The organism is Hymenobacter sp. B1770 (assembly GCF_049896385.1).
Taxonomy (GTDB): domain Bacteria; phylum Bacteroidota; class Bacteroidia; order Cytophagales; family Hymenobacteraceae; genus Hymenobacter.
Map to the genome: position 1 here is coordinate 78,777 of NZ_JAFCUF010000013.1, position 15,410 is coordinate 94,186.

Genomic DNA, 15,410 nt, shown 5'->3' on the forward strand with positions numbered 1-15,410 from the left:
CACACCCTAGTCAAACAGGTGCGTGAACCGGTCTCGCGTTACTCAACTACCAAACGGGCCGTGCGTACAGCCTGCCCCGGCTCAGTGGCTTGCAGCAGGTACATGCCGGGGGAGAGGGCATCCAGCGAGAAGTGGGCTCCAGTTCCCAGGCGCACGGAACGGCCCAAGGCGTCGAGTAGCTGCACCGTAGCGGAGGGGCCCAGGTCGGGCAGCTGCACGCGGCCGCGGGCTGGGTTCGGGACCAGCCGCAACGCGCGCGGCATTGCCGTGGCCTGCCGGGCGGCGAGCACCCCGCCCCCGCCGAAAATAAGCAGGGGGACGGGACTACTGGAGGGGATACCGCCCAGCTGGCCGAACTCATTACTGCCCCAACTCCACAGCGTCCCGTCGGTGCGCAGGGCGAGCGAATGAAAGATGCCGGTGGCTACCTGCTGCCAGGAAGTAGCCGTCCCAACTGGCATCGGCGTCGTTCGCTGCGTCGTCGACCCATCGCCCAACTGGCCCGTGCCGTTCTGCCCCCACCCCCAGAGTGTGCCCTCGGCGCGCAGGGCGACGGCATGAAAAAAGTTAGCCGTAACCTGTTGCCAGGAGATGGCCGTCCCAATTTGTTTGGGCGTGGACTGATTCGTGGTGGTGCCGTCGCCGAGTTGGCCGGAGGCGTTCCATCCCCAGGCCCAGAGTGTGCCGTCCGTGCGCACGGCCACGGTAAAGCCGTTGCCCGCGGCCACGCTTTGCCAAGTCGTCGCCGTCCCAATGCGCACGGGGGCCGTGCGTTGGAGATTGGTCCCATCACCGAGCTGGCCAAATTGATTATCGCCCCAGGCCCAGAGCGTGCCATCAACCCCGACCGCTACGGTGTGCCGGAAGCCCGCGGCCACGCTTCGCCAAGCGAGTGCGCCGCCGATGGGCACCGGTGCGTTTCGGTTAATGGTAGAGCCATCGCCCAGTTGCCCGTCATAGTTATTGCCCCAGGACCACAGGCTGCCATCCGTGCGCAGGGCCAACGTGTGGGACGAGCCGGCAATCACGCGCTGCCAGGACGTCGCCGTGCCAATCTGCAGGGGGGCGGGCTGCTGGAAGGCCGTCGAGCCGTTCCCAAGTTGGCCGGATTGATTATTGCCCCATGACCATAGTGTCCCGTCCGTGCGCACCCCTGCGCTGTGAAAGTCCCCGGCCGCCACGCTTTGCCAAGCTGTACCGCTGGCCACTTGCGTAGGGGCACTCCGGTTGTTGGTCGTGCCGTCGCCGAGTTGGCCGTAGGCGTTCCGCCCCCAGGCCCAGAGTGTGCCGTCCGTGCGCACGGCGAGCGAATGGCCGCCGGCCACCACTCGTTGCCAGGAATTCACCGCGCCGATTTGTTGAGGAAGTGGTTGAAGCACTGGCAGTAAGGCCGTGCTGCCTACTTGACCTTGGCTATTAAAGCCCCAGGCCCACAGGGTGCCGTCGGTGCGCTGCGCCAGGGTGTGGAACGACCCCGCGGCTATGCTCTGCCAGGAAGTGAGCACGCCCATTTGCAGCGGCGTATACCGGGTAAGGCTCGTGCCATCCGCGAGCTGGCCGTGGCGATTATCGCCCCAGGCCCACAGGGTGCCGTCGGTGCGCAGGGCCAGTACGTGTGCCGACCCCGCGGCTACGCTTTGCCAGGTAGTCGCCGTGCCGATTTGCCCGGGGGTGGTGCGGTCATTAATGGAACCGTTCCCTAACTGGCCGTTGCCGTTAAAGCCCCAGCTCCAGAGCGTGCCATCCTGCCGCACGGCCACGGTGAACCCATTCCCCGCGGCGACGCCTTGCCAGGAAGTTGCCGTTCCGATTTGCCCCGGGGTACTCCGGTTGTTGGTTGTGCCATCGCCGAGTTCGCTGAACCTGTTGTTGCCCCAGGCCCAGAGGGTGCCATCTGCCCGCATCGCGAGGGTATGTAAATCGCCGGCGGCGACGCTTTGCCAGGAAGTCGCCGTGCCGATTTGCACGGGAGCGGTATGCGAGTTGGCGGAACCGTCGCCCAGCTGGCCCACGAAATTCGCGCCCCAGGCCCAGAGCGTGCCATCCGTGCGCACCGCTACGGTATGTGACCGCCCCGCGGCTACGCGCTGCCACGTGGCCGCGGTGCCAATTTGCACGGGCGCCAGGCGCTGGGCGGTGGAGCCGTCGCCGAGCTGGCCCGCATCATTCTTCCCCCAAGCCCAGAGGGTACCATCGCGGCGTATCGCCAGCGAGTACGAGGAACCCGCGGCCACACTTTGCCACGTAGTAGCAAGGCCTATCTGAACAGGAGCCGTGCGCTGCGTAGTGGTGCCATCGCCTAGTTGGCCGGCGCTATTATCGCCCCAGGCCCAGAGGGTGCCATCCGGGCGCACGGTCAGGGAGTGGGTGACCCCACCGGCCAGCGTTTGCCCAAGGACCGGATTGAGGCCGAGGCCCAGCAGCGCGCTGAGCAGGCACAGCAGAAGCCGAAGACCGGCGCGGCACGGCGTGGGAAGGCGGGCAGGGCGACGAGTCGGCCGCAAGCAGGCGTAAAAATCGGGCATGAAAAAAGTTAAATGGTAAGCAGTACGCCTGCTTCCTGCTCAGGAAGAGGGGGTCGCAAAGCTACGGCGACGCTCCTAAGGCGGCGAGTAGTAAGCGTGGCTCAAGGCTCACGTAGCCACTTCTGGTTGCGCAGGGAATCTCCCGCCCAATACCGCGAAGAAGGAGCAGGGAGGTTCTCCGACGGACTTTTTCGGAAGTACGCAGCTATTAACCGTTCAGCGAAAGGGTAGATTTTATTTGATTCAAACAGAAAAGGCGCTCCACAGAACGCCTTTTCTGTTCAACAGCTTAAGAAATTTAAGCGGCCGGGGTAGCGGGTGCGGTTGCTTTCGCCACTACGGGCGGCACCACGTTCAATCGCACCTCACCGAAACCGACGGGCACGACTAGACTCGGCAGCTTCAGCCCCGTTTCTAACTTGGTTTCCGTCACAGCAGCGGGTTGGCCGTCGGCGGTGGCGGTGAGGGAGCCGGCCAACCCGTGCAGCACCACGCGGTAGGTGGCGTAGCTGGGCTGGTAATCACCTTCGATGGCCTGAGTGAGGGTTAGGCCGGTAGCGGAGCCGGTGACGGTGAAGCGGCGCAGGGTTTTGTGGCCTTGCTCGTAAGCATAGCCTTCGCCGCCATCGTCGTAGAGCACGCTTTCCAGGGTGCCGTTTTTGAAGTAGACGTGCAATGTGAGCTCCTCAATGGCTTTTTCGCCCACGTACTGCAGCACGGGCTGCATGGGCAGCACAGAGCCGGCTTTCACAAACAGCGGAATGCGGGTGAGGTCGGCGGTGGCCCACACCTCGCTGCCGCCGGCCGTGGGGGCATCGGTCCAGTAGTAGAACCAGTCGCCGCGGGGCAGGTACATCCATCGGCCATCGGCGCTGGGCTGGGTGATGGGGCAGACAAGCAGGTTGTCGCCGAGGCCGAATTCGGCCATGCGCAGGTAGGTCTCGGTGTCGTTCTGGTCGAGGAAGGTGAGTGGGCGCAGCATGGGCGTGCCGGCCGTGGCGTATTGCCAGAACGTGGTGTACATGTAGGGCAGCAGGCGGTAGCGCAGTTCAATGAAGTGGCGCGCCAAGCTGGTGTAGGGCTCGCCGAAGCTCCAGGGCTCTTGGTCGCCGTGGTCGCCGGAGCTGTGGGTGCGGAAGAATGGGTGGAAGGCCCCCAGCGCAATCCAACGAGCGTAGAGCTCGCCGGTGGGCGTATCCACAAAGCCGCCAATGTCGCTGCCGATGAAGCTGAAGCCCGAGATGCTCAGCCGCTGGCACTGGATGTTGGCCAGCCAGAGGTGCTCCCAGGAAGCGATGTTGTCGCCGGTCCAGCCCGAGGAGTAGCGCTGCCCGCCCGAGTAGGTGCTGCGCGTGATGGTGAACGGCCGGTTGGGGTACGAGAACTGCTTCATGCCTTGGGCCGTGGCGCGGGCCATCTGCATGCCGTAGATGTTGTGGGCTTTCTGGTGCGAGGCCGACAGGCCATCGTAGTGGAAGCGCACGTCGGGCGGGAAGGTGCCTTTTTCAAACACGGCGGGCTCATTCATGTCGTTCCACACGCCTTTCACGCCAATGTCCTGCACCAGCTCCTTGAACAGGCCGGCCCACCACTCCCGCACGTCAGGGTTGGTAAAATCGGGGAAGTTGCAGAGGCCGGGCCACACCGAGCCCTTCATGAGCGGGCCATCGGCGCGGCGGCAGAAGTAGTCGTTGGCAATGCCCTCCTGGTACACCGGGTACTCGGGGTCAATCTTGATACCGGGGTCGATGATGACCACCATTTTGAAGCCGTCCTCGGTCAGCTCCTGCACCATGCGCTTGGGGTCGGGGAAGTGCTCCTTGCTCCAGGTGAAGCAGCGGTAGCCCTCCATGTAGTCGATGTCGAGGTAGAGGGCATCGCAGGGAATCTGGCGGTCGCGCAGGCCGCTGGCAATTTCCTTCACGTTGCTTTCGGGGAAGTAGCTCCACTTGCACTGGTGGTAGCCCAAAGTCCAGAGCGGGGGCAGCTCGGGCGGGCAGGTGAGCAGGGTGTACTCCTGCGTCACCTCCATCAGGGTGGGGCCGTAGATGAAGTAGTAGTTCATCTCACCGCCCTGGGCCCAGAAGCTGGTCACGTCGGCGCGCTCGGCCGCGAAGTCGAAACTGGCCTTGAAGGTGTTGTCGAAGAAAATGCCGTGGGCAATTTTCTGGTGCAGCACGTGGTAGAACGGGATGTTCTTGTAGAGCGGGTCGGAGCCCTTCACGTAGCCATAGGTGTCGGAGCCCCAGTTGGTGAAGCGCTTGCCGCGCAGGTTCATGTTGTCGGGCTTGTCGCCGAGGCCGTAGTAGTGCACGCCGGCGGGCACCTGCTTGCTCATCTTCACGATGTCGTTGCCGGTGTCATAGTCGTACTCCCAGTGGAAGCCCTTCTCGTCGTCGCTGAGGATGGAGCCGGAGCGGTCAAGCACCCGCGTCTTCAGGTTTTCCTTCTGAACAATGCAGATGAGGCGCTCGGTGGTGATGCGGTAGTGGTCGGTTTTTTCCTTGAACTCTAAAAACTCGGGAACCGGCAGGGGGCGGCCGTCGGTGGGGATGGCGTAGGAGAAATCGGGCGACAGTGGCCCATCCGTGAGGTAGCGGAAACGGAGAATTTTATCGCTGAGCACGTGCAGCACCAGGCGAACGCCGTTCTGGCAGTTGAACAGGAAACGGTTGCCCTCGAGCTGGTCGGCGCGGATGACTTCGCCAGGATAGTGTTCCTGGTGGCTTTTCGCCGCCAGGTCATTGACCATGTAGTTATTTTCCTGAATCGTGGTATCCATAAAGTGATGCTAATCAAAAGGCAAAACCGGCCATAAAACCGGGGAGAAGAGAGTCCGGCACGGCCGGTTAAGCGGGAAATAAGTACGCAAGTTACTTTTCTCCGGTGGGCTCCGACCAAATTTTCCGGTGATATGTGGTCCGTATGCCTTAGCATTGAGGACTGAACCGTAGTCGCACCCCCACGGAAGCCGCTACGGTCCAGCTTTTGCCCTCCAATTGCGACCAATGACCTTGCCCAACTTTTCTGTACTGCTGCTGGCCTGGGACGACGCCGACCCCAGCGTAGCCGTGCTTGGCGGCTCGGCCCTGCCCCCCACCCTTCCGCTCGTGTACCAGCTCGCCGAACAGCAGCCCTTACTAGCTGTGTACCCCCACCTGCCGGCCAATACCGAGGAAGCAGAAGCCAATAGCGCAGCTGAGCTTTCAATAGAAATGCCCACTTCGAGCGCAGCTTCAGAGGAAATCTCGGAAGCCACCAACGACGACGCGCTAACTAGCGCGAGTGCTTCGGCTGGCATACGGCTACTGGCCGTTGCCACAAACGTTGCCGGCAAGTCCGATAACGGGGCCGCCGCGCCCTGGCAATCGCGCCTCATTGGCCTCGACGACCTGCCGACGCCCAGCATTGCCCAGGTAGCGGCCGCATTGGAAGAGCAGGCAACCTCTCCTGCCGCCCGGCGCCTGGCTTTGGCGCGGAGCCAGTGGCCGGCCGGTGCTGGTGCTGGCCAGCCCGGCCAATGGCAGTCGCCCGCCGCGCCGTACGCAGGCGCCAGCCCCACTGCCAAGCCCGTGCAGTTGCCCGTGGCGCCCTTGATAGCCGGCCAGACGGTGCGCGAAGCCGCCGACTTGCTACTCGGCGCCGGTCTGCCAGTCATGCCCAGTGCCAATGCGGCGTACGCGGTACTACCAGCCAATGGCAACTCGCAAGCCGAAGACCTGAACGAAGAAGCCGAGGAACTGGATTTTGACCCTGACCCCGAGCTTCCACTTCTGCTGCGCCCCCTTACTTTCGACGAGGGCATGCAAGAACCCGGCACCTTCGAAGCCGCCGACCTATTGGCCCCAGAAGATGATATTACCCCCGACGCACCCGAGGCGGGGAGCATATTGACAGAATCCCGGGCCTCCGAGTCGCTCCCCGAGCCCGAACTAGAGCCCAAACCTGAAACCGCTCCCACCCTTCTGGTGCCCTCGCTAGCAGGCCTGAACTTCCGCATGATTCAATATGCCCGGCAGGCGGCTCAGCTGGTGCAGGGGCGCAGCGATTTCGGTGTCATTTACGCGCCCAACTGGCCGGCCTGGCTGGCGGCCCTCGAAATCCGCAACAGCACGGGCCAGCCTCTGGTGTTGTATGTGCCCGGGCTGGCCGCCGACTTCCTCAGCCCCGCCGAGCGCGGCTGGCTGCTGGAAGTGGAGCGAATGACCCTGCGCCGGGCTCACGTCATTTTGGTGCCCGATGAAAGTGTGCATCGTCGGCTGGTGGAAGAATACGGCAGCGCCCTCGGAGAGGTGCGCATCGTGCCCGCTGACGACAAAGCCGGCGTCCAGGCCGTTTTGAGCGAGCTGGCGGGCAAGTAGCAGGGGTTGGTAGCTGGCAACTGCGGCCGGGGGCTTTACTTTGTTGCTTGAGTTATTTCCCACCTCCGCAACCCCGTAGCACCATGCAGCCCGAGCACGAATTTGAAGCCATTTTAGAAGCCGGCGAAGGCGATGGGGGCGTATTTGTGGTGCTCCCCTTCAGCGTGCCCGAGGTGTACGGCACCCGTGGCCGCGTGCCCGTGCAAGCCACTTTCGATGGCTACCCCTACCAAGGCAGCGTGGTTCCGCTCGGCGACGGCCACCATGCCCTGCTGCTGCTCAAACAAATACGCCGCGCCATCGACAAGACCATTGGCGACACGGTGCGCGTCACCATCACCCGCGACGTAGCCGAGCGCAAGATGGAGGCCCCCGCCGACCTAGCCGAACAGCTCGCCACCAACCCCAAAGCTGCCGCCTACTTTGCCAAGTTGGCCTACACCCACCAGCGCGAGTACGTGCGCTGGCTCGAAGGCGCCAAAAAGCCCGAAACCCGCACCCGCCGCCTCGGCGAGATTGTGGAAATGCTGGCTCAAGGCCGCAAACGCGCCTAGGGCCCGAATTTCTGCCATCCTGTTTCTTCGCTTGAGGCACTCCTTTGCCTCTGTGGCCTCCCAACCACCAGATTAACTGTATGAAAAAGAATCTATTGTTTCTGTTGCTGCTCACCACGGCCCTGCTGCCGGTAGACGCCGCGGCGCAGTCGGCACTCATTCAGCGTGTGAACCCCACCAACTGGTGGGTGGGCATGAAACGGCCCAACGTGCAAGTGCTTGTGTACGGGCCCGGCGCGGGCACGCTGGCTTATACCATCACCTACCCGGGGGTGAAGCTGGTGAAAACCAACACAGTGGAGAACCCCAACTACGCCTTCCTCGACCTGACGATTGCGCCCACCGCCAAGCCCGGCAAGGTGCAGATTGTGGGAAAGAAAGGCGGCCAGACCCTCACCCAAGCCTGGGAACTGAAAGCCCGCGACAACGCCCCCAAAGCCCAGGGCGTCACGCAGGCCGACTTCATTTACCTGGCTATGCCCGACCGCTTTGCCAACGGCGACCCGAGCAATGACAAGTTCGCCGACATGCTCGACCCCAGCGCCGACCGAGCCAACGGCTTTCTACGGCACGGCGGCGACCTAGCCGGTGCGGCCCAGCGCCTGGGCTACCTCAAAGATTTGGGCGTCACGGCCGTGTGGTTTACGCCTGTCATCGAAAACAACCAGCCGCTGACCAACGAGGGCGGCACCATGCGGGCCTCCTACCACGGCTACGGCTTCACCGACCATTACAACGTGGACCGGCGCCTGGGCGGCAACGCAGCCTACAAGGCCTTTGCGCAGCAAGCCCACGCCGCAGGCCTGAAAGTGGTGCAAGACGCCGTGTACAACCACGTGGGCAACACCCACTGGTTTATCAAGGACCTGCCCATGAAAAACTGGCTGAATCAGTGGCCGACCTACACCAACACTTCCTACCGGCAGCAGCCCATCACCGACCCGTATGCCTCGCAGATTGACCGCAAAGTCACGCTCGACGGCTGGTTTGTGCCCTTCCTGCCCGACCTGAACCAGCGCAACCCCTACGTGGCCAACTTCCTGATTCAGCACGCCATCTGGTCGGTCGAGACCTTTGGGGTGGATGCCTGGCGCATTGATACTTACATGTACAACGACCAGCCCTTCATGAACCGCTGCAACGCGGCGCTGCTCACGGAGTATCCCCGCATTCACATTTTCGGCGAGTCGTCGGTTAGCAACGTGGTGGACCAGGCTTACTACGTTAAAAACAACATCAACTTCCCCTTCAAGTCGAACCAACCCGGCGGCCTGGACTTTGTGCTGGAAGGCGCCATGGTCGAGGGCCTGAAGCACGACGGCAGCGCCCAGCGCATGTATGAGGCCCTGGCTCAGGATGCAGTGTACCAGGACCCCACCAAATTCGTCACCTTCCTCGACAACCACGACCACAACCGCTACCTCTCAGAAATTGGCGACGACTTGGGCAAGTACAAAATGGGCCTGACCTGGCTGCTCACCACCCGCGGCATCCCGAGCATGTACTACGGCACCGAAATCCTGATGAAGAATTTCAAAGACCCCACCGATGCCGAGGTGCGCAAGGATTTCCCCGGCGGCTGGCCCGGCGACAAAGAAGATAAATTCACGCCCGCCGGCCGCACCGCTCGCGAAAACGAAGCCTTTGACTTTGTGCGCACGCTGGCCACTTACCGCCGCACGCACCCCGCGCTGCACTCCGGCAAGCTCATGCAGTACCTGCCGCAGGATGGCATTTACGTGTACTTCCGCTACGATGCCAGCGGCACGGTCATGGTCGCTTCGAATACTACTGACAAAGTAGTAGCGCTGCCCACTGCCCGTTTCTCGGAGCGCACCACAGGCTTCACGAAAGCCCGCAACGTGCTCACCGGTGAGAACGTGGCCAGCATCGCCACCCTGCAGCTACCAGCCAAAACGGCCGTGGTGCTGGAGTTGCAGAAGTAGCGCCCTAGGCACTAGCTCGAGTTACGCTCCGCTGAACTCGCGCCAGAGGGAGTTCAGCGTTCGGGTCTGAACTCGGATTAGTAAACCAGTTTGATGAACCCATTCTGAACTGCAAAGGGAAGCCAAGAGGCCTGCAGGCTCCTGGTTCAAGAAATGGAGGAGCTTAATGACTCACGAACCAAGTATGACGGTTCCTAAATAAGGGACCAAGTTTCCAACGTGGGGTGGGCCTGCAGGGTGTGGCTCATGGCCACCGAACAACCCAGCGCCAGTTCCTGGTCTTCGCCTTGGTAGAGGCACCATGTCTGGTCCACGGCAAACGTGTACGTGGGCCAACGGCGCTCTTGTTGGTAAAAGTCGACAACATCCTCGGCCTTCCCCCGCTCCAGCCAATCGGTGGGCAAGCCTTGCGCGTCCCAGCGATACGCACCTTCGGCCACTGACCCAAAAAAATAGGCATCCCCCTGAGGGCCAAGTACGTCGACCAGCTGCTGTGCGAAGGCCACTTCCAGGGCTTGGCTGCTGCCCAAGTGAGGAGGCCAGCCGCCGTAGGCGCGGGATATGGCTTCATTGCCAAAGGCGGGAGTAAAGGCCACGCCTAGTTCGGCCGCCACTTGGCGGTAAGTAATCGGGGTTAAGCGGTCCGGGGCCGGTTGGCCCAAGACAATGCCGTGCGCGTTCCAAAACGCCACGCGGGCGTTGAGTTGCGCCACCCCGTGGGCCTTGAACGGATAGGTGGTCAGCGGAATGGAACGGTCCACGCCCAACGGGGGCAAGAGCTTGCGATACGCCGCGAAGCCCGGCGGAAGTCCCGAGACGGCAGGCACGTCATCGGTCAACGGCAGCCAATCGAGCGGCGAGAGGTCGGAAACGGGGGCTCGGCTCATATCTGCTACAGCTCCAAATAGGAAAGAATAACCGCTCGTCAAAGTAAAGACTATCCTTCACGAAAACGGTTCGAAAAGCAAAACGAGAATTTGAAGTGACCTTTGATGTCCATTTCCAAAGAGTCACCCGGGATGAACGCAACGGAGCAAGAAGAGAGAGAATACCTGGAAGAAATCAAGGAGAAGCTGACGCTGGCCATCCGGCGGGTCGATGACGCCGTTAGGCAATCTTCCAATGAGCTACGGGAGAAAAAGCAGTACATCCACGAGCACCAGTCGGGCATGGACGATGCCGACATGGTGGCCGCCGACCAATCCATCAACCGCATGGCCTTTACGGGCGAAGCGGCCGTGGCCCGGAAACGGAAGCTGCTCAAGCTGAGCCAATCCCCTTACTTTGGCCGCATTGATTTCGTCAACCAGCACCAGGCATCCATCCCGGTGTACATCGGGGTGTACTCCTTCATCGACGAGCAGCGGCGCCAGGGCCTCATCTACGACTGGCGGGCTCCCATCTCCTCTTTGTTCTACGACTACGAGTTGGGGGAAGCCTCCTACTCTACCCCGTCCGGAACCATCAAGGGCACCATTGCCCTGAAACGGCAATACAAGATTCGGGACGGCCGCCTGGAGTTTATGCTCGAAAACGACGTGAACATTCACGACGACGTGCTGCAGCGCGAACTGGCCAAGTCCTCCGACGACAAGCTGAAGAACATAGTTGCCACCATTCAGCGAGACCAGAACGCCGTGATTCGGAACGAGACAACCCCGGTGATGGTCATTCAGGGCGTGGCCGGTTCGGGGAAAACCTCGATTGCCTTGCACCGGATTGCCTTCCTGTTGTACCGCTTCCGCGAGACCATCTCGGCGCGGGACATCCTCATTATCTCGCCCAACAAGGTCTTTGCCGACTACATCTCCAACGTCTTGCCCGAGCTGGGGGAAGAACACATCCCCGAGTTGGGTATGGAAGAGCTGGCGGCTGACCTGCTCGAAAACCGGTACCCGTTCCAGACCTTCTTTGAGCAGGTATCCGCGCTGCTGGAAAACCACGACCCCGCCTTCATCCAGCGCATCCAATTCAAATCTTCCTTTGACTTCCTCAGCCAGCTGAATCAGTACCTGCTGCACGTCGAGAATACGTACTTCACCGTAACCGAGCTGCGGGTGGGCAGCACCGTCGTTCCGGTGTCCGTCATCCAGGCGAAGTTCCGGACCTACCATCGCGTGCCGCTCCTAAAACGGTTTGCGCTGGTTGCCCAGGACATCCGGGATTACGTGCGGGACGCCACCCGCCGAAAGCTGACCGGGTCCGAGAAAGCGGCTATCGGGGAAGCCATTCCCCGCATGTTCCGGTTCCACCACGTGCTGGACCTCTACCGGGATTTCTATCGCTGGCTCGGCAAGCCGGAGCTATTCAGGCACCACCCCGGCCAGCGCCTGGAATACGCAGATGTGTTTGCCTTGATATATCTGCGCCTGCGCCTGGAAGGCATCAGCGCCTACGACCAGGTTAAGCATCTGCTGGTAGACGAGATGCAGGACTACACCCCCGTGCAGTATGCCGTGTTGTCCCGCTTGTTTCCGGGCCGGAAGACAATTTTGGGCGATGTCAGCCAAACGGTGAACCCCTACAGCGCTTCTTCGGCCGAAACCATTGAGCGCATTTTCCCGCAGGCCGAAGTGGTTCGCCTGTACCGCAGCTACCGCTCCACCGTCGAGATTACGGCCTTCGCGCAGCGCATCAGTTCCAGCCCCGGCATTCTCCCGCTGGAAAGGCACGGGCCGGAGCCCGTCATTGCGCGCTTTGGCAGCCGCAACGAAGAACTGGCGGCCATCCAAGGGATGATATCGGACTTTAAAGGCTCCTCAAATCATTCCCTGGGCATCATTTGCAAAACCCTCCGGCAGGCACAGGATGCCCATCAGGTATTGAAGGCGTCGGGCGTGCATCTGCTCACGCCGGAATCCTCAACCTTTAAAGAAGGGGTCGTCATCACCACGGCCCATTTGGCGAAGGGACTGGAATTCGACGAGGTCATCGTGCCTTTCGCCTCTGCCCGCACTTATAAAACAGAGGTCGACCGGAGCATGCTCTACATCGCGTGCACCCGGGCCATGCACCAGCTCACGCTGACGTACACCGATGGACTCACGCCATTCCTGGCTGGCTGAGGCGCGTTGGTTTCTACTTACTTGCAGCGTGTTGCTTAGGACAAGGAAAGCATATGCCAGTAAATGAGCAGCTCGCGTAGCTAATGCTGCTGTTATTTGTGGCTGCTCTTGTCGCCTTAATCCAGTTTCTCATGCCCGATTCCCTGGGTCTTCTCACGGCCGTTGCTCCTTCCGATGACCTGCTGGCCGTTTCGCTCACGGGTGTCGTTCTCTACACCCCACGGTAGGACCCGAGCAGCCCAGGATGAGATTGTCGATTTTACTTTCGAGTACCTCAACCCCGCCGCCCAGCGCATGATGTCCATGCCGGAAGTGCCCACACCCACCTGCAGCAGTGGCCGCACAGCAAAGCGCACGGCATCTCACTAGCCCGGAAACGACACCACGAACGTAGACCCCACCCCTGGCTGGCTCTGTACTGCGATGGTGCCGCCCGCATTTTCCACCATTTTCTTGACCATATACAGGCCGATGCCCGAACCCTCAACGTGGTCGTGCAGACGCTGGAACATGCCAAAGAGCTTGGACTGCTGGTCGGGGCTCAAGCCGAGACCGTTGTCCTGCACCTCAAGCACCACGGTTAGGCCATTGCGATGACAGCGCAGCTGCACCACCGGCGGGCGGTCCAAGGCCCGGTATTTCACGGCGTTGCTGAGCAGGTTGTACACGATGCTGCGCAAGTTCTTGGGCGAAAAGGAAACCGTGGGGCAGGCCTGCACCTCCACTAAGAGTTGGGCGCCAGCCGCCGCCAGCATCGGCACCAAGTCTAAGCGCACGTGCTCGACCAGCGCCGCCAGGTTTACCTGCTCCGGCACCTGGGCGTGGGCCAATTGAAGCTTGGAAATGTCCGTGAGCTGCACAATGGTGAGCTGAAAGCGTTCGACGGCATCCTGCATCATGTCCAGCAGGGGTCGCACCGGTTCGGTTTGTCGGATGGGCAAGGGTAACTCCGTTGACAGGGCTGCAAGCAGGCCTTCAATGTTGGAAATAGGCGCTTTCAGGTCGTGCGAGGCCGTGTAAATAAAGTTGTCGAGGTCGCCGTTTGTGCGCACCAGCTGCTGGTTGCTGGCCAGCAGTTCCTGGTTGGTGCTGCGCAATTCTTCGATACTGCCGGCCAGCTCTTCGTTGAGCCGCTGCACGTTGGCCTCGTTCATCCGCTGCACGAAGCGCCGGGCAACTACTTGCTCGGTCACGTCGGTGGCCACGACCGCAATGGCTGTGATGTTCCCTTGCGCGTCGCGCAGCGGCTGGTACACGAAATTGACGTGCACCGTGGTGGGCCGGTTATCATGCAGCACCTGTAGCGCCACTTCGTGGGCTAGGTAGGGCTCGCCAGTGCGCACCACTTCATCCAGCACCTCCCTGAAGCCCTGGTCTTGGATTTCGGGAAACACCTCAAACAGGGGCCGGGTCAATACCTGTTCGGCCGTGCGGCCCCAAATGGCTTGCAGGCCCGGATTGCACACGTCCACGATGTAGTCGGGGCCCGTGAACACGCCCATGGCTACCGGGGCAAGCTCGAACATGGCCTGAAGCTGCTGCTGCGCGGCCAGGTGCTGGCGGGCATCTACCTGGGCACTTACCTCGGTGGCCAGCACCGTCACGCCCGTCACATCTCCCCCAGAGTCGCGCAGCGGTTGGTACACGAAATTCCAATACAGCGTATCGCGCTGCCCGTTCCGCACCAGCACCGAAGGCACTTCGGAGGCCGTGTAGGGCCGGCCGGTGCGCACCACCTCGTCCAGTAGTTCCTTAAAGCCCTGGTCCCGGATTTCGGGCAGCAGCGTAAACAAGGCTGTGCCTACGGTCTGGGCGGGGGTGCGGCCCCATAACGCGCACACGGTCGGATTAGCCAGCTCGATGACATATTCCGTTCCCTTTAGCACCGCAATGGCGAGGGGCATTTGCTCGAACAGTTCGTGTAGCCGTCCCCGCTGCACTTCGGCTTGTGCCAGCGCCTGCTTCAGGGCTTGGGTGCGCTCGGCCACGCGGGTTTCCAATTCGTCGTTGAGTTGCTGCTGTTCGCCTTGCGTGGTGAGCAGGGCAGCGTTGGTGGTCAGCAGCCCCGCGTTCAAGCCCTGCAACTGGCCATTGGCGGACGCCAGCTGCTCGTTCAATTCCTGCACCTGTTGGCGCGTCTGCACCAGTTGCGTTACCTCCGTGGCCACGGTTATCACGCCGGTCACCTGGCCCTGCTCGTCGCGCAGGGGTTGGTACACAAAATCAAAAAAAGGCGTTTCCCGGTTGTTGGTTGACAGGCCCGGTGCCGCGCGCTCGCGGGTCACCACCGGCTGCCCGGTGCGCAGCACGCTTTCGAACAGGGCCCGGTGGCCTGGGCCCGGCGCCTCGGGCACAGCCTCAAGCAAAGGCTTGCCGAGAGCTTCTTCGGCCGGCTTCCCCCACAGGGCCAGGATGGCCGGGTTGGCAGCTTCCACCACCAAGTCAGGGCCACGGGCAATGGCCAGAGCCACCGGGGCTTGTTCAACCACGCGCTGCAGCTCGCTGCGTTGGGCTTCGGCCTCGGTACGGGCGGCCGGCTCGCGGGCAAGGCTTCTTTCCCGGCGTGGTGGTTGGGGGTGGCCTCATCGGCCGTGAAGCTTACCAGTAGCCTTTCTCCGCAGCGCTGGGCTGCAAGGTGAAAGTACTGGTCCAGTCCGTCGTGCGGGTAGTTGAGGTCGTAGCGGCCAGCCTCGCCTGTTTCGAACACGTGGCAGTAGAAGGCGAAGATGCCCGTAGCCAGCGCGTGCGGCAGGTGGGTGAGCAGGGTGCCGCCCGGCTGCTCGGGCAGGTGCATGATGCGCTGGCCAGCCCGGTTGAGGTAGTCGAGGGAGAAATCCTCGATTTGCTTGCTCTTGGGCCGATAAATAGGCCGCTGCAGGCTGATGGCCGTGAGCGACACTTCCAACAAGGGCTGCAGCAAGTCGGCAGGAAAGGTGGGGGCCGCAAGTAGCGGCGGGGC

8 protein-coding genes are annotated in these 15,410 nt (G+C 61.9%); 4 read left to right on the plus strand and 4 right to left on the minus strand.

Annotated elements, in window-relative coordinates; genetic code table 11:
- Positions 1–38: 38 nt before the first annotated feature.
- Together ACP7AJ_RS19665 and ACP7AJ_RS19670 are read right to left on the minus strand one after the other, a co-directional pair.
- The gene (locus ACP7AJ_RS19665) at positions 39–2,525 is read right to left on the minus strand and encodes a T9SS type A sorting domain-containing protein (RefSeq protein ID WP_426061909.1); all 2,487 of its coding nucleotides are present in this window, start codon (positions 2,523–2,525) and stop codon (positions 39–41) included.
- A 298-nt stretch (positions 2,526–2,823) separates the two neighbouring features.
- On the minus strand, positions 2,824–5,307 hold the full coding sequence (locus ACP7AJ_RS19670) for a glycoside hydrolase family 31 protein (RefSeq protein WP_426061910.1): 2,484 nt from the start codon (positions 5,305–5,307) through the stop codon (positions 2,824–2,826).
- Between the two features lie 226 nt (positions 5,308–5,533).
- Between ACP7AJ_RS19670 and ACP7AJ_RS19675 the strand changes: the two genes are divergently transcribed.
- The 3 genes from ACP7AJ_RS19675 to ACP7AJ_RS19685 all read left to right on the plus strand — a co-directional run bounded on the left by ACP7AJ_RS19675 (position 5,534) and on the right by ACP7AJ_RS19685 (position 9,386).
- Positions 5,534–6,886, plus strand: coding sequence for a glycosyltransferase family 4 protein (locus ACP7AJ_RS19675; RefSeq protein ID WP_426061911.1), 1,353 nt, complete (start codon positions 5,534–5,536; stop codon positions 6,884–6,886).
- Between the two features lie 47 nt (positions 6,887–6,933).
- Positions 6,934–7,440, plus strand: coding sequence for a YdeI/OmpD-associated family protein (locus tag ACP7AJ_RS19680; protein ID WP_426061912.1), 507 nt, complete (start codon positions 6,934–6,936; stop codon positions 7,438–7,440).
- A gap of 80 nt (positions 7,441–7,520) precedes the next feature.
- Positions 7,521–9,386 carry a glycoside hydrolase family 13 protein gene (locus ACP7AJ_RS19685; RefSeq protein WP_426061913.1) on the plus strand — a complete coding sequence of 622 codons (1,866 nt, stop codon included), beginning with the start codon at positions 7,521–7,523 and terminating at the stop codon, positions 9,384–9,386.
- Between the two features lie 194 nt (positions 9,387–9,580).
- Here the strand turns inward: ACP7AJ_RS19685 and ACP7AJ_RS19690 are convergent, their stop codons facing one another.
- Positions 9,581–10,273 (minus strand): hypothetical protein, encoded by a 693-nt coding sequence (locus tag ACP7AJ_RS19690; protein WP_426061914.1) that lies wholly within the window; start codon positions 10,271–10,273, stop codon positions 9,581–9,583.
- 105 nt (positions 10,274–10,378) lie between these two features.
- On the opposite strand from ACP7AJ_RS19690, the gene ACP7AJ_RS19695 reads away from it, so the two are divergent.
- Positions 10,379–12,451, plus strand: coding sequence for a HelD family protein (locus ACP7AJ_RS19695; RefSeq protein ID WP_426061915.1), 2,073 nt, complete (start codon positions 10,379–10,381; stop codon positions 12,449–12,451).
- A 365-nt stretch (positions 12,452–12,816) separates the two neighbouring features.
- Here ACP7AJ_RS19695 and ACP7AJ_RS19700 read toward each other — a convergent pair whose 3' ends face one another.
- Positions 12,817–14,940 (minus strand): PAS domain-containing protein, encoded by a 2,124-nt coding sequence (locus ACP7AJ_RS19700; RefSeq protein WP_426061916.1) that lies wholly within the window; start codon positions 14,938–14,940, stop codon positions 12,817–12,819.
- Positions 14,941–15,410: the final 470 nt, after the last annotated feature.

Excerpts from the sequence above, each read along its gene's own strand:
- ACP7AJ_RS19690 (WP_426061914.1), bottom strand. The coding sequence starts at position 10,273 with ATGAGCCGAGCCCCCGTTTCCGACCTCTCGCCGCTCGATTGGCTGCCG.
- ACP7AJ_RS19685 (WP_426061913.1), top strand. The coding sequence starts at position 7,521 with ATGAAAAAGAATCTATTGTTTCTGTTGCTGCTCACCACGGCCCTGCTG.
- ACP7AJ_RS19695 (WP_426061915.1), top strand. The coding sequence starts at position 10,379 with ATGTCCATTTCCAAAGAGTCACCCGGGATGAACGCAACGGAGCAAGAA.
- ACP7AJ_RS19665 (WP_426061909.1), bottom strand. The coding sequence starts at position 2,525 with ATGCCCGATTTTTACGCCTGCTTGCGGCCGACTCGTCGCCCTGCCCGC.
- ACP7AJ_RS19675 (WP_426061911.1), top strand. The coding sequence starts at position 5,534 with ATGACCTTGCCCAACTTTTCTGTACTGCTGCTGGCCTGGGACGACGCC.
- ACP7AJ_RS19670 (WP_426061910.1), bottom strand. The coding sequence starts at position 5,307 with ATGGATACCACGATTCAGGAAAATAACTACATGGTCAATGACCTGGCG.